The following is an 18,640-nucleotide window of genomic DNA, read 5'->3' as shown; positions in this document are numbered from 1 at the left end:
GTTATGGTTGGGTCGGGACGGGGGACGAGGTGACGGGAGTCGCGAGGCTGCCGGGCGCGGGCTGGCCGCTGGTCGGCACGGCGGATGCCGGCGTGGTGGCGGGCGGGGTGGCCGGCGCCTTTTGGGCGGCGGCGCCTTTCAGCGGCGGCGGCATGTACAGGGGGCCGGTCTGGCCGCAGCCGGCGAGCAGCGCGGCCAACATGGCCGCGGCGGGGAGCGCAAATGCGGGCTTCACGATTAGAATCACGGTTTGATTAGCGGATCTTGGAGTGTAGCATGAGCGAAACCGAATTTTTGGACCTGGTCGACCAGACCCTGGACACGATCGAAGCGGCGATGGACCGTTTCAACGACGACGATGTGCTGGACGTCGAGTGCAAGCGCAGCGGCAATGTGCTTGAGATCGAGTTCCTCGACAATGGTTCGAAGATCATCGTCAACAGCCAGGCGCCGCTGCAGGAGATGTGGGTGGCGGCGCGCTCCGGCGGCTACCACTACAAGCGCGTCGGCGGCGAATGGCGCAATACGCGCGACGAATCCGAGTTCTATGCCTCGCTGTCGAAGATGGCCAGCGAGCAGGGCGGGGCGGCGATTTCGATTGCCTGAGCGGCCTTGGCAAGCAGTGTGATGTCCAACGACGCGGCCGCGCGCAAGCTGGCGCGCGAACAGCGCGACGCCCGCGTGCGCGGCGTAAGCTCGATTGACGCCATGCGCGCCGCGATCAAGGACGCTGCCCGGCATCTTCCCCACATCGATGCGATTGCGCGCCTGCCGGTGCTGGACGCCGCCGGCTTCGCGCGGCAGGCGGCCGCCGGCCTGCCCTTCCTGATTCCCGGCCTCGCGCGCCGCTGGCCAATCTCCGGGCTCACCGTGCACAGCCTGCGCGAGCGCTTCAGCGAGCTGCCGGTGCGGGCGCGGGTCGGCGATTACGTCAATACCGCATTCGCTCCCGACCGGGCCATGCGGGACATGCCGATGCTGGCCTACCTCGAACTGGTCGAGGCCGACACTGAAGGGTTGCCGCCCTACGTCGGCAACCTGGAACTGCGGGCCTTGAACCGGTTCTGCCACTGGCCGGCCTACCTGGCGCGGCCCGGTCCGCCGCGCTTCTGGCTTGGCCCGGCGGGAACGGTGACGCCGCTGCACGCGGATTATGACGACAATATCTTCGTCCAGCTGTGGGGCGCCAAGCGCATCTTCTTGGCCCCGCCGCACCACGATGAATTCCTCTACCCGCGCGAGGCGAACGCGTTGCTGTTCGGTTCGCCGTTCGACCCTGCGGCGCCGGATTTCGAGCGTTTTCCGCTGGCACGCCAGGCTTCGATCATCGAATTCGTCGTTGAGCCCGGCGACATGCTGTATGTGCCGGCCGGCTGGTATCACCAGGTGCAGTCGCTGGCGTTTTCACTGTCCGCCAATCGCTGGTCGCGGGCCATCCCGCTGGCGCTCGGTGGCGCCCCGGGTCTGCGGGTTTTGTAAATCGGATTGCAAAGACAGGTGCCCGGCCTACACTGGAAGCATTGCTTGTGTGGGAAATGCAATGGACACTCGACATCAGGCTATGCTGCGGCGCGTGCTCGCCGTGATCTTGCTCGGCTGCGGGCTGGGCGGTTGCGCGGTCTACGGGCCGCCGTACGCGGGTTACGACCCGTATTACTACCCTGCATATGGCTATCCGACCTACGTCGGTCCGCCGATTTCTCTGGACTTGGGATTCGGCTTCTACGATGGCGGCTACCGCGGGCGCGGTGGACGGGGCTGGGGCGGCTGGGGACGCGGCTACGGCCGGCGGTGAACACCGGACTTCAAACAACGTCGTCCCGGCGCACGCCGGGACCCATGCTGAGTTTCCGAATTCGGACGCGTTCCATGGGTTCCGGCCTGCCTGCGCCGGGACGACGGTTTTAAAGCTAACAACATTTTTTGCGGGCACTCAGAACAGCTCGTTGCGCACCGCATCCTTCGACTTCTGCTCGGCCGGCGTCGGCTGCGGCCCCACATCCAGCGTCTGCACACCCGATCCCGGCGGGTTCTCGGCGTAGTAGTACTCGTCGCCCACCTGCACCAGCCCGGCCGGCAGCGGCCGGTCTTCCACCGGCACGTTCTTCAGCGCCTTCTGCATGTAGCCGATCCAGATCGGCAGCGCCAGGCCGCCGCCGGTTTCCTTGTTGCCCAGGTTCTTGGGCTGGTCGTAGCCGATCCAGGCGATGCCCACCAGGTGCGCCTGGTAGCCGGCGAACCAGGCGTCGATCGAGTCGTTGGTGGTGCCGGTCTTGCCGGCCAGGTCGGTGCGCTTGAGGATCTGGTCGGCCTTGGCCGCCGTGCCCGCGCGCGCGACGTCGCGCAGCATGCTGTCCATCAGCCAGGCATTGCGCTCGTCGATGACGCGGTTGCCTTCCACGCCGGCGCGTTCCGGGCGCGCTTCCGACAGCACCTTGCCGTCGGCATCGGTCACCTTGGCGATGATGTAGGGATTGGTGCGGTAGCCGCCGTTGGCGAACACCGAGTACGCGCCCGCCATCTGCAGCGGATTGGTCGCGCCCGCGCCCAGCGCCAGGGTCAGGTAGGCCGGGTTCTTGTCGGCGTCGAAGCCGAAGCGGGTCGCGTATTCCTGGCCGTAGCGCGCGCCGATCTTGTTCAGGATGCGGATCGAGACCATGTTCTTCGACTTCATCAGCGCGTGGCGCATCGTCATCGGGCCGTCGTACTTGTTGTCGTAGTTCTTCGGCTCCCAGGCCTGGCCGCCGGTCTGGCCGGCGTCGAACGAGATCGGGGCGTCGTTGATGATGGTGGCCGGCGACAGCCCGCGTTCCAGCGAGGCGGAGTAGATGAAGGGCTTGAACGAGGAGCCCGGCTGGCGCCAGGCCTGGGTCACGTGGTTGAACTTGCTGCGGTTGTAGTCGAAGCCGCCCACCAGCGAGCGGATCGCGCCGTCGGCCGGGTCGACCGAGACGAAGGCCGATTCCACTTCCGGCATCTGGGTGATGCTCCAGCTCGAATCGCTGTCCTGCATCACGCGGATCACGGCGCCGCGCTTGATGCGGCGGTTGGGCGCCGCCTTCTCCGACAGCCAGCCCTGGGCGAACGACAGGCCCGGCCCGGTGATCGTGATCTCGTCGCCGGACGCGATCACGGCGCGCACCTGCTTGGGCGAGGCCGACAGCACCATCGCGGCGTGGATGTCGTCGCTGTCCGGATGCTCGGCCAGCTCGGCCTCGACCGCTTCGTCGGCCTCGGTCTTGTTGCCCGGGATGTCGATGTAGGCTTCCGGCCCGCGGTAGCTGTGGCGGCGCTCGTATTCCAGCACGCCGCGCCGCAGCGCCAGGTAGGCCGCGTCCTGGTCGGCCTTGGTGATGGTGGTGAACACGTTAAGGCCGCGGGTGTAGGTGTCTTCCTTGAACTGCTCGTACACCAGCTGGCGCGCCATCTCGGCCACGTACTCGGCGTGCACGCCGAAGGCATTGCTGTCGGACTTGATGTGCAGCTGCTCGTTCTTCGCCTGCTCGTACTGGGCGTCGGTGATGTACTTCAGCGAATGCATGCGCTGCAGGATGTACTGCTGGCGGGTTTTGGCGCGGGTCGGGTTGACCACCGGGTTGTAGGCCGACGGCGCCTTCGGCAGGCCGGCCAGCATCGCGGCCTCGGCGATGCTGATGTCCTTCAGGTCCTTGCCGAAATAGATCTGGGCCGCCGACTGGAAGCCGAAGGCGCGCTGGCCGAGGTAGATCTGGTTCATGTACAGCTCCAGGATCTGGTCCTTGGACAGGTTCTTCTCGATCTTCCACGCCAAGAGCGCCTCGTAGGCCTTGCGCTTGAGGGTCTGCTCGGAGGACAGGAAGAAATTGCGCGCCACCTGCTGGGTGATGGTGGAGGCGCCCTGGCGCGCGCCGCCGGTCGCGTTGTGCAGCGCGGCGCGCAGGATGCCCCAGTAGTCGATGCCGCCGTGCTCGTAGAAGCGATCGTCCTCGATCGCCAGCACGGCCTTCTTCATGACGTCGGGAATGTCCTTGAAGCGGACCAAGGTGCGGCGTTCTTCGCCGAACTCGCCGATCAGGACATTGTCAGCTGTAAAAATCCGCAGCGGCATCTTGGGCCGGTAGTCGGTGATCGTGTCCAGCGACGGCAGGTTGGGGTAGGCCATCGCCAGCGCGAACACCACCACCAGCGCGGCGACCGCGGCCAGGCCGGCCAGGGCGGCGCCGATGGCCAGGAGGATGCGCTTGGGGCTGGCGCGCCTCGGTTCGCCCGGCGCTGGCGCCGGCGGGGCCGAATCGTTTGCTTTCATGCGTGGGAGTCTCTTTCAGGTAGATGCGGACGATTATAAGTCACGCTTATCGGCAGGAGCACCTACCCAGCTGTTACGAGGTGTTACCCCGGCTGTTGTCCCGAGTCCGCACACTGACTGTTCCACAGAAGAAATTTCTTGTGCACATGCAACCTTGTTGCTAGGATCTAATGTGATGTCTGACAAATGCGTACTAAATGCCGGTTTTTTAACGAACAATGCCGACTTTGCAACGCTTGAAAAACCCGCTTCCGGGCGGTCAAAACGATAACGTTCTGAAAAGAACTTGAAGCAGCTGGAGGGGTAAAAGCTCGTGATCAATCTAGGTTCCTTGTTTGGACAGGCCAATCCGCCCCTGGCCGGGGTGGATATCAGCACGTCCGGGGTACGCCTGGTCGAGCTGGCCGAAGCCGGGAAGGGCGAGCTGCTGCTGGCGCGCTACGGTTTCGAGCCGCTGCCGCGCGGCGCCGTGGTCGATGGCAACATCGATAATATCGAGACCGTTGCCGAGGCCGTGCGCCGGCTGTGGAAGAAGACCGGCAGCAAGGCCAAGCACGTGGCGCTGGGCATGCCGCCCGCCGCCGTCATCACCAAGAAGATCATCCTGCCCGCCGGCATGTCGGAAGACCAGCTGGAAGTACAGGTCGAATCCGAAGCCAGCCAGTACATCCCGTTCGCGCTGGACGAAGTCAGCCTGGACTTCGACGTCATCGGCGCGGCCCCGAATGCGCCCGACGACGTCGAGGTGATGCTGGCCGCCGCGCGCCGCGAAAAGGTCGAGGACCGGGTCGCGATCGTCGAGGCCGCCGGCCTGAGCGCCACCGTGATGGACGTCGAGTCGTATGCCGCCCGCGCCGCCCTCGAACGCGTCGTCGCCGGCCTGCCGCAGGCCGGCAAGGATAAGATCGTGGCGCTGTTCCAGATCGGCTCGCAGGCCACCCATATTTCGATGCTGCTCGACGGCGACACCATCTACGAGCGCGAGCAGCCCTTTGGTGGCAACCAGCTGACCCAGGACATCGTGCGCGCCTACGGCATGGCGTTCGAGGAAGCGGAAACCCGCAAGCGCTCGGGCGACCTGCCGGAAAACTACCAGGCCGACCTGCTCGGCCCCTTCCTCGAGAATGCGGCGCTCGAAGTGACGCGCGCGATCCAGTTCTTCTATACCTCGACCCCGTACACCCGCATCGACCAGCTGTACCTGGCCGGCGGCTGCGCCCAGCTGCCCGGGCTGCTCGACATCATCGCCAACCGCACCCGCATCGCCTGCGTGCAGGCGTCGCCGTTCACCGGCATGCAGCTGGGGCCGGAAGTGCGCGAGGCGCAGTTGCGCCATGAGGCGCCGGCCTACCTGGTGGCATGCGGCCTGGCATTGCGGAGGTTCGGCTGATGATCAGGATTAACCTGCTTCCCCACCGGGAAGCCAAACGCAAGCAGAAACAGGCCGCCTTCTACGCCATGCTGGCGCTGGGTGGCATCATCGGGGTGGTGGTGGTGCTGGTGGTTGGCGGTTACAACGCGACCCGGATCTCGGTCCAGAACCAGCGCAACCAGCTGCTGCAGAACGCCAACAACGACCTCGACAAGAAGATCAAGGAAATCGCCAACCTCAAGCAGGAAATCGAATCCCTGCAGGCGCGCCAGCAGGCGGTCGAGGACTTGCAGGGCGACCGCAACCAGCCGGTCTACCTGCTGGACGAACTGGTCAAGCAGACCCCGGACGGCGTCTACCTGAAGACCATCAAGCAGGAAGGCCAGAAGGTCATGATGGACGGCTACGCCCAATCGCAGGAACGGGTCGCCGAGCTGCTGCGCAACCTGTCCAACAATTCGCCCTGGCTGGAGCGTCCCGACCTGTCGGAAGTGAAGGCGGTGGTCCTCACCAGCAGCAAGGTCGGAAAGAAAGTGGTCGAGTTCACGCTGTCGGTGAACATCAAGCGCCCGCGTGAGGAAGAAGACCCGGCCAAGCCGGGCAAGGGCGCCAAGGGGGCGAGAAGCGCCGCCGCGGCGAAGCCGGGGGCACAAGCATGAACATCGATCTGAAGCAGATATTTAGCGACCTGGCGGCCCAGTTCCAGGGCCTGAAGGGACGCCAGCCCGGCCAGTGGCCGCTGGCGCCGCGCGTGTTGTGCGCGCTCGCGGTCGGCGGCGCCGTGGCCGTGGCCGGCTATTTCCTGTACTGGAGCGGCCAGTTCGAGGAAGAGGACGCGCTGGCCCAGAAAGAGCAGAAGCTGCGCTCCGACTACCAGAGCAAGATGGCGCAGGCGATCAACCTGGACGCGCTCAAGCGCCAGAAGAACCAGGTCGACCAGTACGTGGCCCGCCTCGAGAAGCAATTGCCGAGCAAGGCCGAAATGGACGCGCTGCTGTCGGACATCACCCATGCCGGCACCGGCCGCGGGCTGCAGTTCGAATCGTTCAAGCCGGGCCAGGTGGTGGTCAAGGATTACTACGCCGAGCTGCCGATCGCGCTCAAGCTCACCGGCCGCTACCACGACCTGGGCGCGTTCGCGGCCGACATGGCGCATATGCCGCGTATCGTCACGCTCAACAATATCTCGCTGGCGGCCGGCAAGGACAATGTGCTGACGCTGGACGCCACCGCCAAGACCTTCCGCTACCTCGATCCGGAAGAGGCCGCGTCGCAGCGCAAATCGCGCGCCGACAAGAACAAGAAGGGAGGCGCCAAATGAGCCGTGCTCGCCTCTTGATGCTGGCCCTGCCGCTGCTGCTGTCGGCCTGCGGCGACGGCGACGTGCGCGAGGTGCGCGACTGGATGGCCCAGGTGCAGCGCGACACCCACCCGACCGTCAAGCCGCTGCCGGCGCCCAAGGATTTCGTGCCCTTCGCCTACGACGGCAAGGACGCCATCGACCCGTTCAACCAGGTCAAGCTGCTGGGCGAACTGGCGCGCGTGGCCGAGACCTCGAACGATCCCAACCGCCCGGACACCAACCGCGCCAAGGAACTGCTGGAGACCTTCCCGCTCGACACGATGAAGATGGTGGGCGCAATCCAGAAGGGCGGCGTGATCTATGCGCTGGTGGCGATCGACAAGAACGTGTACCAGGTGAAGACCGGCATGCGGCTGGGACAAAACTTTGGCCTGGTCACCCGGGTGACCGACAGTGTGATCGATATTCGCGAAGTGGTACAGGACGCCGGTGGCGACTGGACCGCGCGCATGTCGCACCTGGAACTGCAAGAGAAGTAAGTGAGGAGACTGGGAATGACCCAAGCAACCTATGGCCTGCCCGCGTGGCTGGCACGGCTGGCCGCGGCGCTGGTGATGCTGCTGGGCGCAAGCGCCGCGCTGGCGCAGGGCAACGCGATCGAGTCGATCACGGCGAGCCAGCAAGGCTCGAACGTGGTGATCAACATCGCGCTGAAAAACGCCCCGGCCAAGCCTCCGATCGGCTTCTCGATCACCAATCCGGCCCGCATCGCGCTCGATTTCGCAGAGACCGGCAATGCCACCGGCAAGAGCAACCAGGACATCAACCTGGGTGACGTGCGCGGCGCCAACGTGGTGCAGGCCGACGAGCGCACCCGCGTGGTGCTCAACCTGAAGCGCGCCCTCAACTATGCCACCGCGGTCGACGGCAAGTCGGTGATCGTGACGGTGGAAGGCTCGGGCGGCGTAGCCCAGGCGGTCAACGCTTCCGGCCTGCCCGTGGCCCGTGCGGCCGCGCCGGCCGACGCGAGCAGCGCCCCAGTGCCTGCCGCGGGCCGGCAGTTGCTGCGCGACCTCGACTTCCGCCGCGGCCCGAACGGCGAAGGCCGCGTCGTGGTCGACCTGCCGAACAGCCAGGTCGCGGTCGACGTGCGCCAGTCCGGCAACAAGGTGCTGGTCGACTTCCTGCACACCGGCCTGCCGCCGACCCTGCGCAAGCGCCTCGACGTGACCGACTTCGGCACACCGGTGTCGCGCGTGACCACGGTGCCGCAGGGCGACAACGTGCACATGACCATCGAGGCCAGCGGCCTCTGGGAGCAGAGCGTGTACCAGAGCGACACCCAGCTGGTGGTGGACGTGCGCCCGATCAAGGAAGACCCGAACAAGCTGGCCCAGGGCAACGGCGGCTACCGCGGCGAGAAGGTCAGCTTCAATTTCCAGAACGTGGAAGTGCGCGCGGTGCTGCAGGCGATCGCCGACATCTCCGGCATCAACATCATCACCGGCGACTCGGTCAACGGCACGCTCACCCTGCGCCTGAAGGAAGTGCCGTGGGACCAGGCGCTGGACATGATCCTGCAGTACAAGGGCCTGGACATGCGCAAGAACGGCAACGTGATGTGGATCGCGCCCAAGGATGAGATCCTGACCAAGGAGAAGCTCGAACTCGAGCAGCGCGCGCAGATCGCCGAACTCGAACCGCTGCGCTCGGAAGTGTTCCAGCTGAATTACCAGAAGGTCGACCTGGTGCGCGCCATGATCAGCGGCGCCTCGGCCGGCGCTGCGGGCGGCGCCGGTGGGGCGGCTGCCCCCGCGCCGGCCCCGGGCGGTGCCGCTGGCGCCAACAACAACAGCCTGCTGTCCAAGCGCGGCAGCGCGATCGCCGACAGCCGCACCAACCAGCTGTTCGTCACCGACATCGCGTCGCGCATCGAGGACATTCGCAAGCTGATCGCGAAAGTCGACGTGGCCACCAAGCAGGTGCTGGTCGAGGCCCGCATCGTCGAGGCCAACGACGGCTTCTCGCGCAACCTCGGCGCCAAGCTGGGCTTCTCCGACATGCGCACCATCCGCGGCGGCGATTCGGGCTACCAGATCGGCAATACCAACAACCGGGTCGCGGTGGCCGGCAACATCAACGGCGTCGGCCAGGTCACCGGCCAGCTCGCCAACTCTGCCGATTCCTTCAACAACATGCAGTTCGTGAACCTGCCGGCGCTGCCGATCAACGGCGTGGCCGCACCCTCGCTGGCGTTCTCGCTGTTCTCGGCCGCGGCCAACCGCTTCCTGAACCTGGAACTGTCGGCGCTGGAAGCCGACGGCAAGGGCCAGATCGTGTCCAGCCCGCGCGTGGTCACCGAAGACAAGCACGTGGCCGTGATCGAGCAGGGCATCGAACTGCCTTACCAGACCGCGACCTCCAGCGGCGCTACCGCCATCACCTTCAAGAAGGCCAACCTGCGCCTGGAAGTGACGCCGCAGATCACGCCGGACGGCAATGTGGTGCTGGATGTGGACGTGAGCAAGGATTCCAAGGGCGACTCGACGCCGGCCGGTTTCGCGATCAACAACCAGCACGTGAACACCCGCACGATGATCGAGAACGGTGGCACGGTGGTGTTGGGCGGCATCTACCAGCAAAGTGAAAACAGCACCAAGAACAAGGTGCCGCTGCTGGGCGACGTGCCGCTGTTCGGCTACCTGTTCCAGAACAATACGCGCGAGACCAGCAAGACCGAGCTGCTGATCTTCCTGACGCCGAAGATCGTGACCGACAAGCTGGCGACGGCGCACTAAAAATCAACAAGACTGCAAAACTTATGAACCACCATTCACATGACCTGAAGCGCGCCGGAGCAGGCGCGCTCACGCTGGCCCTGGCGCTGGCTCTCTCGGCCTGCGGCGGCGGTGGCGGCAGCCCCGGCGCCACGGTCGGCACCGGCACGCCCAGCGGCAATACCGGCGGCACGGGCGGCACCGGCGGCACCACGACGCCGGCCACACCGACGCTGACGCTGTCCCTGGTCAACGCGAGCGGCCAGGCCACCAACAGCCTGTCCGGCACCAACCAGCTGACGGTCAAGGCCACGGTTCTCGACAAGACCGGCAAGCCGGTCCCGAACGCCATCGTCGCCTTCGCCACCGACAACAACCTGGCGCTGCTGACGCCCGCGGCCGGCACCGCGTTGACCGACGCCAACGGCGTGGCCAGCGTCACCATGCGCCCGGCCAGCCTGGCCACGGGCGGCGCCGGCACGATCACCGCGACCAGCAACGTGGCCGGCACCGCCACCTCCGGCAGCGTCAACTATTCGGTCGGCTCGACCACGCTGACCTTCGGCACGCTGAGCGCCAACCCGACCAGCCTGCAGGCCTATGGCTCGACCGTGCTGTCGGTCGACGTGCTGGCCGGCAGCACCAAGTACACCGACCAGCAGGTCAACGTCGCCTTCAGCTCGGCTTGCGTGACCGCCGGCAAGGCTACCCTCGCACCGGTCGTCGCGACCAATGGCGGCACCGCCCAGGTCGTGTACCGCGACCAAGGCTGCGGCAACAACGACACCGTCACGGCCAGCGCCACCGGCATCGCCAAGCCGGCCACCGTGGCGCTGACGATCGCGCCGCCGGCCGCAGCCTCGGTGCAGTTCACGCTAGCCACCCCGACCAACCAGTCGATCGTGATCAAGGGCCAGGGCGGCAATGGCCGCACCGAGACCGCGGCCTTGACCTTCAAGGTGGTCGACATCTTCAACAACCCGCTGCCGGGCGCGGCGGTGGACTTCACGTCCTCGACTAGCCTGGTCACGGTCAACAAGGCCAGCGACACCACCGACCAGAACGGCCAGGTGATCACCACCGTCAACTCGGGCAGCGCGCCGACCTCGTTCCGCGTGAAGGCCGCGCTGCACAGCAATCCGAACGTGTACACCTGGTCCGACTCGATCGTGGTCACCAGCGGCCTCCCGGTGCAGCAGGCGTTTTCTCTCTCCGCCGGCAAGTTCCAGCTCGACGCCAGCGCCGACAGCTCGCCGACCACGCCCGCCACCAACATCAATGTGATGATCGCGGATGCCTTCGGCAACCCGGTGCCGGACGGCACGCCGGTCGTGTTCCAGACCAATATGGGCTCGGTCGGCTCGTCGTCCAAGGGTGGCTGCCTGACCGCCAACGGCGGCTGCACGGTCGATTTCCGCATGCAGAACCCGCGCGTGGCGATTCCCGGCCAGCCGGCAACGCCGTGTAACGCCGCGACCCCGGACAATACGCGTCCCGGCGTCGCCACGGTGTGCTCCAGCACCACCGACGGCACCAACACGGTATTCAAGAAGACTGAGCTGTATTTCTCGGGTAACGCCATCGCGCATGCCTACCTGAACGGTGACCCGAGCAAGGAAATCACCAATACACCGTATGATCTCGGCTCGACACCTTCGGCCACGCCATTCGTGTTCAGCCTGCTGCTCAGCGACTACCAGCACAACCCCTTGCCTACCGGAACCACCATCACGGTGGCAAACGTGGTCAACGCCACGGCGCAGGCGCCGCTGCCGGCTACCGTACCGAATATCGCGCCGGTCTCGGACAGCTCGGTACAGGGCTCGATCCACGCCTTCACGTTCTCGAGCAGCCAGCAGGCCTCGTGCACCGCGCCGGCGACCGCGACCTTCAACGTGGTCGCCACCACGCCAAACGGCAACGCGACCTACATTCCGTTTAAACTGACGTTCAGCTGCCCATAAAACGGGTTTTTGAGCAAGTTACACGGCGGCCAGTTATCATACTGGCCGTTTTTTCATCTTTAACGGATCAGGCAAGTGCCGGACGCTAAGAACCACAATATCTTCCTGGTTGGCCTGATGGGGGCCGGCAAGACCACCATCGGCCGCCTGCTCGCGCGCAAGCTCGGCATGCGGTTTGTCGATACCGACCACGAAATCGAGGCGCGCACCGGGGCCACGATCCCGTGGATCTTCGAGATCGAGGGCGAGGCCAGCTTCCGGCGGCGCGAGGCGGACATGATCCGCGAGCTCACCGGCCAGCACGGCATCGTGCTCGCGACCGGCGGCGGCGCCGTGCTCGACCCGGTCAACCGGGCCTTGCTGGCCGAACGCGGCACGGTGGTCTACCTGCGAGCCGGCATCAGCAGCATCCTGCAGCGCACCGCGCACGACAAGAACCGGCCGCTGCTGCAGACGCCCGATCCGCGCAGGAAGCTCGAAGAACTGACGGCGCAGCGCGAGCCGCTGTACCGCGAAGTGGCCCACCTGGTGATCGACACCGGCCGGCCTAACGTACAATCGATGGTCAATTCCATCCTCGACCAGATCGCCGCCCTCGACGCCGCACGCGCGCGGACGCGGCCCGCCAGCCCCATGAACGAACAAAAGCGCATCAACCTCGACGTCTCCCTCGGCAGCCGCAGCTACCCCATCGTGATCGGCCGCGGGGTGCTGGACGACGCCGGACTGCTCCAGCAGCACATCAAAGGCAGCAAGGTGGCGATCGTCACCAACACCACGGTCGCCCCGCTGTACCTGGAACGGGTCGCGGCGCCGCTGCGCGCGGCCGGGCGCGAGGTGGTCGAGATCGTGCTGCCGGACGGCGAGGAGTACAAGAACTGGGAATCGCTCAACCTCGTGTACGACGCCCTGCTGGCCAACAAATGCGACCGCAAGACCACCCTGGTGGCGCTGGGCGGCGGCGTGATCGGCGACATGACCGGCTTCGCCGCCGCGACCTATATGCGCGGCGTGCCCTTCGTGCAGCTGCCGACCACGCTGCTGGCCCAGGTCGACTCTTCGGTGGGCGGCAAGACCGGCATCAACCACCCGCGTGGCAAGAACATGATCGGGGCCTTCTACCAGCCGCTCGCGGTGCTGGCCGATACCGCCACCCTCGACACGCTGCCTTCGCGCGAACTGTCCGCTGGCCTGGCCGAAGTGATCAAGCACGGCGCCATCCTCGACGCCGACTTCTTCGACTGGATCGAGCAGAACATCGGCAGCCTGGTCGCGCGCGACGAGGACGCACTGGCGCACGCGGTGGCGCGTTCCTGCGAGATCAAGGCCGACGTGGTGCGCAAGGACGAGCGCGAAGGCGGGCTGCGCGCGGTTCTCAATTTCGGCCACACCTTCGGCCACGCGATCGAAGCGGGCATGGGCTACGGGAACTGGCTGCATGGCGAGGCCGTCGGCTGCGGCATGGTGATGGCGGCCGACCTGTCGCAGCGCCTCGGCTACATCGATGCACACACGGTGCAGCGCGTGCGCGCGCTGGCGCAGGCAGCCGGGCTGCCGGTGGCCGCGCCTGACCTCGGCGCCGAACGCTGGATCGAGCTGATGGAAGTCGACAAGAAGAACGAGGGCGGCGCGATCAAGTTCATCCTGCTCAAGCCGCTCGGTGCGCCGGTGATCACCAGCGTGCCCCATGAAACGCTGCTGGCCACGCTGGCCGCCTGCGTGGAATGATCGACTTCGACGCCCACCTGGCGCCGTACGCGGCGCACTCCGCCAAGTCGCGCGGACGCCGCCACGTCGAACCCGGGCCGGGCTCGCGCAGCGAATTCCAGCGCGACCGCGACCGCATCATCCACTCCACCGCCTTCCGCCGGCTGGAGTACAAGACCCAGGTCTTCCTCAACCACGAGGGCGACCTGTTCCGCACCCGCCTGACGCACTCGATCGAGGTGGCGCAGATCGGCCGCACGCTGGCGCGCAGCCTGCGCCTGAACGAGGACCTGGTGGAGGCGACCGCGCTGGCGCACGACCTGGGTCACACGCCGTTCGGGCACGTGGGCCAGGACGTGCTCAACGAATGCATGAAGGACTACGGCGGCTTCGAGCACAACCTGCAAAGCCTGCGCGTGGTCGATCACCTGGAAGAGCACTACGGCGCCTTCGACGGCCTGAACCTCACTTTCGAAACGCGCGAGGGCATCCTCAAGCACTGCTCGCTGGCGAATGCGCGCCAGTTGGGCGAGCTGGGGCAGCGCTTCATCGACCGCAGCCAGCCCAGCCTGGAGGCCCAGCTGACCAATCTGGCCGACGAGATCGCGTACAACAACCACGACATCGACGACGGCCTGAGATCGGGCTTGCTGACGATGGCGCAGATGGAGCAAGTGGCCTTGTTCGCGCGCCACCGGCAGGCGGTGGAGGCGCAGTATCCGGGTCTTGCGGGACGGCGTGCGCTGTACGAGACGATCCGCATGATGATCACCTCGATGACCGCCGATCTGGTGGCGACGTCGGCGCAGCTGATCGCCGATGCGGCGCCGGAATCGATCGACGCGGTGCGCACGTCGCCACCGCTGATCCGGTTCTCGGATGCGATGCGGGCCGAGACCACGGAGCTGAAGCGCTTCCTGCATGCGAACCTGTACCGGCACTTCCAGGTGAACCGCACGCGGGTGAAGGCAAGCCGCATCGTACGCGAGCTGTTCGAGGCCTTCATGGCCGATCCGGTGCTGTTGCCTCCCGATTACCAGGTCGCGGGGCAGGACACGCTGCGCCAGGCGCGCAAGATCGCGGATTACATTGCGGGGATGACGGATCGGTATGCGATCCGTGAACACCGGCGCATTTATTCGATCGAGGAGCTCTAAGCACCGCCACACCAAAAACCGTCGTCCCCGCCTGCGCGGGGACGACGGCTTTTTTGGGGGGGATGTTAGAAAAGCTTTGGTACTGCGAGCTCTGTGAGGAGCTTTTTCACGGGTGCGGGCAGGGGAGCATCGGCAATTTGCGAGAGCTTCCACCACTGGCAACCATCAGGCAGCGCACCACGCTTCACCAGCCCCACCCGATACGGCAGGATATGTAGCTTGTAGTGCGTGAACACATGCACCAGCGGCAGCAGCGCCTCGACTTCCTCGACATCGCCATACAGCGCCGCAAACGCGGCCACTGCGTCGGCATCCGGCGCATCCACATCGGCCGCCAAATGCCCATCGATCTCCGGCAACGAACACAGTCCGCCCCAGATCCCGGTCGCAGGCCGCTGCTGCAGGAGCACCTCGCCGCCATCGATCACGGCCACCAGCGCCGCGCGCTTTTCGGGCGTCGCCTTCTTCGGCTTGCGCACCGGTAGCTCCGCCGTGCGTCCGGTCGCGAATGCCACGCAGCGCGCCTGCAGCGGGCAGCGCGCGCAGTCCGGGCTCGAACGCGTGCACAGCGTCGCGCCCAAGTCCATCAAGCCCTGCGTATAAGCCTCGATCCCTTCGCCCGCGGGCAGCAAAGCTTCCGCGCGGCGCCACAGTGCGTCCTCGGTCTTCTTCTCGCCCGGATAGGCATCGATGCCGAACACGCGCGCGAACACGCGCTTGACGTTCCCGTCCAGGATGGCGGCGCGCACGCCCGAGGAAAACGCGGCGATGGCGGCCGCGGTCGAACGCCCGATGCCGGGCAGCTCCGCCAGCAGCGCCGGATCGGAGGGGAACACGCCGCCGTATACCTCGACGACGCGTTTGGCACAGGCGTGCAGGTTGCGCGCCCGCGTGTAGTAGCCAAGCCCGCTCCAGTGCGCCATCACGTCTTCGGATGGCGCGCTGGCCAGCGCCTGCACGGTGGGGAAGCGTTCAAGGAAGCGTGCGTAGTAGCCCAGCACGGCCGCGACCTGGGTCTGCTGCAGCATGATCTCCGACAGCCACACGCGGTAGGCATCGCGCGTGTTCTGCCACGGCAGCGCGTGCCTTCCGTGCGCGCGCTGCCAGTCGATCACCGCCTGCGAAAACGAAGGATCGGCCAGCGCCTCGAACTCGGTCAGGCGCTTCACACCGATGCGGGATCGGCTTCCAGCGCCGCCGTCACCCTGCCCGCGATCTTGGCAAGCGCCGCGTCGAGCGCGTCGACCTCGTTGCGCAGCGTCTCGAACGCGCGGATCTTCTGCTCCAGCGTGTCGGTCGCATCGTGGATGCGCTGGATCGACCCCTGGCGGTGCTTGAGCTGGTCCTTGTGCTGGCGGATCTGGGCCTCGATCGGCGCCATGATCACCTTCAGCCAGGCTTCGACGTCGGCGTTCACGGCGCGGAAGGTGCGCCGCACGCGCGAGGCGATCGAGTCGAAGAAGCGCTGCAGCAGCGCGCCGCGGCTGGTGATCAGGAGGGTCGCGGTGCCGAACTGCTTCAGGTAGATGCCTTCGATGCGGTCGATCTCGGCCAGGTAGCGGTCCAGCGAGAGCGTCATCGGCGGCGCCAGCGCCAGCCCGTGCTCGTCGGCGAAGCGCTTGTACATGGTGTCCATCATCGCCGCGATCTCGCCGACCTTGATGTTGGCCTGGTTCAGGTTGTCGCGGGCCTGGTCGAAGAAGGCGCGCACCGGGGCGCGCACGCCGGTGCCGAAGCGCACCGCTTCCATCGATGCGCGCACGTCTTCGATCTGCACGTGCACCATTTCCATGCCGATGGTGGTCTGCAGCTCGGCCGACAGGGTCGAGAACACGGCGCGCGTGCCCTGCAGCTTCTGCACGCTGGAGTCGAACTCGCGCTTCTCGTGCTCGATGCGCGAGACCATGTGCGAGACCACGCCCTGGTTCTTGCCGCGCAGGCTGAGCAATTCGTCGAGCTGTTCGTTCAGGCGGCTGCGGCGGCTGTCGGTGCCGGTCTGGCGTGCCGTGGCCAGCACCTCGAGCTCGCCGCTGAGCTGGTTGCGGATGATGCTGGCGCGCTCGGGGATCAGTTCGCCGTACAGCGCCGCTTCCAGCGCCGGGATGCGGCTCTTGCCGAGCAGGGTCTGGTCGTTGTTGATGCGCGCCACCAGCGCCTTCTTGGCCGACACCGGGAACACCTTGTTCTCGTCGACCCCGAGGTCGCGCGCGACGCTGGCCTGCTGGCGCTTGATGTCGGCGTTGTTGGCGGCGTCGCTCTTGAGCTCATCCCAGATCGTGTCGATCTTGTTGAGCACCACGATGCGGCCGCTGCCGGCGCCGATGTGGTTGCGCCAGACGTCGATGTCGCTCTTGGTCACGCCGGTCTCGGCGCCCAGGATGAACAGCACCGCGTGCGCGTTCGGGATCAGGTTCAGGGTCAGCTCGGGCTCGGTGCCGATCGCGTTCAGGCCCGGGGTGTCGAGGATCACCAGGCCCTGCTTGAGCAGCGGGTGCGGGAAGTTGATGATCGCGTGGCGCCACATCGGGATCTCGATCATGCCGTCTTCCTCCGGCGAGGCGGCCACGGCCGGGTCTTCCGGATCGTACAGGCCATATTCCTGGGCCTTGGCGACCGGCACCCGGCGCGTCTTGCTGACCTGGCTGAAGGTCTCGTGCATGCGGCCCGGATCGGACAGGTCGAGCGGGAACACGGTCCACGCGTTGGGGTCGTCGCGGAAGTCGCTGGTGGACAGGTGCTGGGCCCGGGTTTCGATCGGCAGCAGGCGCACGCTCGGCACGAAGGCGGCGTCGTACATCAGCTCGGTCGGGCACATGGTGGTGCGGCCGGCGGCCGAGGGCAGGATGCGCTGGCCGTAGTCGGAGAAGAAGATCGAGTTGATCAGCTCCGATTTGCCGCGCGAGAATTCAGCCACGAAGGCGATCGACAGGCGGTCGTCGGCCAGCCGGTTGAGCGCGCGCGTCAGCTGTTGTTCGCTGGCGGCATCGAGCAGGTCGGCTTCTTGCAGCGCCGCGCGGTAGGCCTTCAGTGCATCGTTCACGCGGGTACGCCACGCGCCGTAATGTTGAAAATCGTGATCCATGGTTATGTGCGGTCCTTGTCCTGTGCCTTAGCGCTGGCATTTGACGCAATAAAACGTCGAGCGTTGTCCCTGTTTGATCTGCCGGATAGGGGTGCCGCAGTTGCGGCAAGGCAATTCTGTACGATCATAGACGAAATATGTCTGTTGGAAATAGCCAGATTGACCATTTACTGCAATAAAGTCGCGCAAAGTGCTGCCACCTTGCACAATCGCAGCGGCCAGCACTTCCCGGATCGCTGTTGCCAATTTGTCATAACGGGCGCGGCTGATGCGGCTGGCGGGCGTTTTTGGGTTGATCCCGGCGCGGAACAGGCTCTCGCAGGCGTAGATGTTGCCGACGCCGACCACAATGTCGCCGGCCAGCAGCACCTGCTTGATCGGGGCGCTGCGCTTGCGGGTTTCGCGGTGCAGCAGGGCGCCGTTGAAGGCGTCTTCGAGCGGCTCGACGCCGAGGCCGCGCAGGAGGATGTGCTGTTGCAAATCACCGTCATCGACGCCATGCCACAGCACGGCGCCAAAGCGGCGCGGGTCGTGCATGCGCAAGACCTGGCGGCCCTCCGGCCCGCTGACCACCAGGTCGACGTGGTCGTGCTTCTTGAGCGGCACGCCCGGCGGCAGCACGCGCAGGTGGCCCGACATGCCGAGATGGATGATCAGGGTGCCGTGCGCAAACTCCAGCAGCAGGTATTTGCCGCGCCGTCCGGTCTTGAGGATGCGCTGCCCGACCAGGCGCTCGGCCAAGCCTTCCGGGAACGGCCAGCGCAGGCCTTCGCGGCGCAGCACGAGCTCTTCCACCACGCGGCCTTCCAGGTGGGGCGCGACCCCGCGGCGCGTGACTTCGACTTCCGGCAGTTCAGGCATCGATGTTGATATTTTTGTAAATTGGTGTTGCAGCGGCGTACGCGCTGAAGGGCTTGAGCGTAAAATCGGGCTTCACCCGAGAACCTGGAACAGCCTTGAAAAACGCTTTCGCCATTGTAACCCTCTCCGGGC

17 protein-coding genes are annotated in these 18,640 nt (G+C 66.1%); 11 read left to right on the top strand and 6 right to left on the bottom strand.

Translation table 11 applies throughout. From position 1 onward, the window contains the following. Nucleotide 1 precedes the first annotated feature (1 nt). Nucleotides 2-235 carry an LPS translocon maturation chaperone LptM gene (gene lptM / locus NX778_RS11415; protein WP_258811868.1) on the bottom strand — a complete coding sequence of 78 codons (234 nt, stop codon included), beginning with the start codon at nucleotides 233-235 and terminating at the stop codon, nucleotides 2-4. Nucleotides 236-276: 41 nt separating this feature from the next. Between lptM and cyaY the strand changes: the two genes are divergently transcribed. The 3 genes from cyaY (at nucleotide 277) to NX778_RS11400 (ending at nucleotide 1,795) form a co-directional block, all read left to right on the top strand. Continuing rightward, nucleotides 277-606, top strand: a complete 330-nt coding sequence (gene cyaY / locus NX778_RS11410) for an iron donor protein CyaY (protein WP_258811867.1) — start codon at nucleotides 277-279, stop codon at nucleotides 604-606. A 21-nt stretch (nucleotides 607-627) separates the two neighbouring features. Next, nucleotides 628-1,479, top strand: a complete 852-nt coding sequence (locus NX778_RS11405; protein ID WP_258811866.1) for a cupin-like domain-containing protein — start codon at nucleotides 628-630, stop codon at nucleotides 1,477-1,479. Between the two features lie 61 nt (nucleotides 1,480-1,540). Further along, entirely contained in the window at nucleotides 1,541-1,795 is a 255-nt protein-coding gene (locus NX778_RS11400) for a hypothetical protein (RefSeq protein ID WP_258811865.1), read from the top strand. Nucleotides 1,796-1,933: 138 nt separating this feature from the next. Here the strand turns inward: NX778_RS11400 and NX778_RS11395 are convergent, their stop codons facing one another. Next, a complete protein-coding gene (locus NX778_RS11395) occupies nucleotides 1,934-4,285 on the bottom strand; it encodes a penicillin-binding protein 1A (protein ID WP_258811864.1) in 2,352 nt (783 codons plus the stop codon). A 313-nt stretch (nucleotides 4,286-4,598) separates the two neighbouring features. Here NX778_RS11395 and NX778_RS11390 point away from each other — a divergent pair, with 313 nt between their 5' ends. The 8 genes from NX778_RS11390 (at nucleotide 4,599) to NX778_RS11355 (ending at nucleotide 14,565) form a co-directional block, all read left to right on the top strand. Further along, complete coding sequence (locus NX778_RS11390; protein WP_258811863.1) at nucleotides 4,599-5,675, top strand: pilus assembly protein PilM; 1,077 nt, start codon at nucleotides 4,599-4,601, stop codon at nucleotides 5,673-5,675. Then, a complete protein-coding gene (locus tag NX778_RS11385) occupies nucleotides 5,675-6,316 on the top strand; it encodes a PilN domain-containing protein (protein ID WP_258811862.1) in 642 nt (213 codons plus the stop codon). The genes NX778_RS11390 and NX778_RS11385 overlap by 1 nt, the downstream gene beginning before the upstream one ends. Further along, nucleotides 6,313-6,978 (top strand): type IV pilus inner membrane component PilO, encoded by a 666-nt coding sequence (locus NX778_RS11380; protein WP_258811861.1) that lies wholly within the window; start codon nucleotides 6,313-6,315, stop codon nucleotides 6,976-6,978. Before NX778_RS11385 ends, NX778_RS11380 begins: the two co-directional genes overlap by 4 nt. Beyond that, a complete protein-coding gene (locus NX778_RS11375; protein ID WP_258811860.1) occupies nucleotides 6,975-7,499 on the top strand; it encodes a pilus assembly protein PilP in 525 nt (174 codons plus the stop codon). The genes NX778_RS11380 and NX778_RS11375 overlap by 4 nt, the downstream gene beginning before the upstream one ends. A 15-nt stretch (nucleotides 7,500-7,514) precedes the next feature. Next, entirely contained in the window at nucleotides 7,515-9,758 is a 2,244-nt protein-coding gene (locus NX778_RS11370) for a type IV pilus secretin PilQ (RefSeq protein ID WP_258811859.1), read from the top strand. Nucleotides 9,759-9,781: 23 nt separating this feature from the next. After that, nucleotides 9,782-11,701 carry an Ig-like domain-containing protein gene (locus NX778_RS11365; RefSeq protein ID WP_258811858.1) on the top strand — a complete coding sequence of 640 codons (1,920 nt, stop codon included), beginning with the start codon at nucleotides 9,782-9,784 and terminating at the stop codon, nucleotides 11,699-11,701. Nucleotides 11,702-11,818: 117 nt separating this feature from the next. Beyond that, a complete protein-coding gene (gene aroKB, locus NX778_RS11360; protein ID WP_370661334.1) occupies nucleotides 11,819-13,429 on the top strand; it encodes a bifunctional shikimate kinase/3-dehydroquinate synthase AroKB in 1,611 nt (536 codons plus the stop codon). Further along, on the top strand, nucleotides 13,426-14,565 hold the full coding sequence (locus tag NX778_RS11355) for a deoxyguanosinetriphosphate triphosphohydrolase (RefSeq protein ID WP_258811856.1): 1,140 nt from the start codon (nucleotides 13,426-13,428) through the stop codon (nucleotides 14,563-14,565). The genes aroKB and NX778_RS11355 overlap by 4 nt, the downstream gene beginning before the upstream one ends. 65 nt (nucleotides 14,566-14,630) lie before the next feature. On the opposite strand, the gene mutY is transcribed toward NX778_RS11355, so the two are convergent. The 4 genes from mutY to NX778_RS11335 are packed head-to-tail and all read right to left on the bottom strand — an operon-like array spanning nucleotide 14,631 to nucleotide 18,623. Continuing rightward, nucleotides 14,631-15,734: an A/G-specific adenine glycosylase gene (mutY, locus tag NX778_RS11350; RefSeq protein ID WP_258811855.1), complete on the bottom strand. Its 1,104-nt coding sequence runs from the start codon at nucleotides 15,732-15,734 to the stop codon at nucleotides 14,631-14,633. Next, nucleotides 15,731-17,647, bottom strand: a complete 1,917-nt coding sequence (locus NX778_RS11345; protein WP_258811854.1) for a dynamin family protein — start codon at nucleotides 17,645-17,647, stop codon at nucleotides 15,731-15,733. The genes mutY and NX778_RS11345 overlap by 4 nt, the downstream gene beginning before the upstream one ends. Nucleotides 17,648-17,674: 27 nt before the next feature. Continuing rightward, on the bottom strand, nucleotides 17,675-18,508 hold the full coding sequence (gene mutM, locus NX778_RS11340; RefSeq protein ID WP_258811853.1) for a bifunctional DNA-formamidopyrimidine glycosylase/DNA-(apurinic or apyrimidinic site) lyase: 834 nt from the start codon (nucleotides 18,506-18,508) through the stop codon (nucleotides 17,675-17,677). Further along, nucleotides 18,501-18,623 (bottom strand): hypothetical protein, encoded by a 123-nt coding sequence (locus NX778_RS11335; RefSeq protein WP_258811852.1) that lies wholly within the window; start codon nucleotides 18,621-18,623, stop codon nucleotides 18,501-18,503. The genes mutM and NX778_RS11335 overlap by 8 nt, the downstream gene beginning before the upstream one ends. Nucleotides 18,624-18,640: the final 17 nt, after the last annotated feature.

The sequence above is a fragment of the Massilia terrae genome, from assembly GCF_024753145.1.
Classification (GTDB): domain Bacteria; phylum Pseudomonadota; class Gammaproteobacteria; order Burkholderiales; family Burkholderiaceae_D; genus Telluria; species Telluria terrae.
This window is presented reverse-complemented; position numbering and strand designations above follow the sequence as displayed.

Coding starts and splice junctions, on each gene's coding strand:
- NX778_RS11395 (WP_258811864.1), bottom strand. CDS start 4,285: ATGAAAGCAAACGATTCGGCCCCGCCGGCGCCAGCGCCGGGCGAACCG.
- NX778_RS11365 (WP_258811858.1), top strand. CDS start 9,782: ATGAACCACCATTCACATGACCTGAAGCGCGCCGGAGCAGGCGCGCTC.
- NX778_RS11380 (WP_258811861.1), top strand. CDS start 6,313: ATGAACATCGATCTGAAGCAGATATTTAGCGACCTGGCGGCCCAGTTC.
- NX778_RS11370 (WP_258811859.1), top strand. CDS start 7,515: ATGACCCAAGCAACCTATGGCCTGCCCGCGTGGCTGGCACGGCTGGCC.
- NX778_RS11345 (WP_258811854.1), bottom strand. CDS start 17,647: ATGGATCACGATTTTCAACATTACGGCGCGTGGCGTACCCGCGTGAAC.
- cyaY (WP_258811867.1), top strand. CDS start 277: ATGAGCGAAACCGAATTTTTGGACCTGGTCGACCAGACCCTGGACACG.
- mutM (WP_258811853.1), bottom strand. CDS start 18,508: ATGCCTGAACTGCCGGAAGTCGAAGTCACGCGCCGCGGGGTCGCGCCC.
- NX778_RS11335 (WP_258811852.1), bottom strand. CDS start 18,623: ATGGCGAAAGCGTTTTTCAAGGCTGTTCCAGGTTCTCGGGTGAAGCCC.
- NX778_RS11385 (WP_258811862.1), top strand. CDS start 5,675: ATGATCAGGATTAACCTGCTTCCCCACCGGGAAGCCAAACGCAAGCAG.
- NX778_RS11355 (WP_258811856.1), top strand. CDS start 13,426: ATGATCGACTTCGACGCCCACCTGGCGCCGTACGCGGCGCACTCCGCC.
- NX778_RS11375 (WP_258811860.1), top strand. CDS start 6,975: ATGAGCCGTGCTCGCCTCTTGATGCTGGCCCTGCCGCTGCTGCTGTCG.
- NX778_RS11400 (WP_258811865.1), top strand. CDS start 1,541: ATGGACACTCGACATCAGGCTATGCTGCGGCGCGTGCTCGCCGTGATC.
- aroKB (WP_370661334.1), top strand. CDS start 11,819: ATGGGGGCCGGCAAGACCACCATCGGCCGCCTGCTCGCGCGCAAGCTC.
- NX778_RS11405 (WP_258811866.1), top strand. CDS start 628: ATGTCCAACGACGCGGCCGCGCGCAAGCTGGCGCGCGAACAGCGCGAC.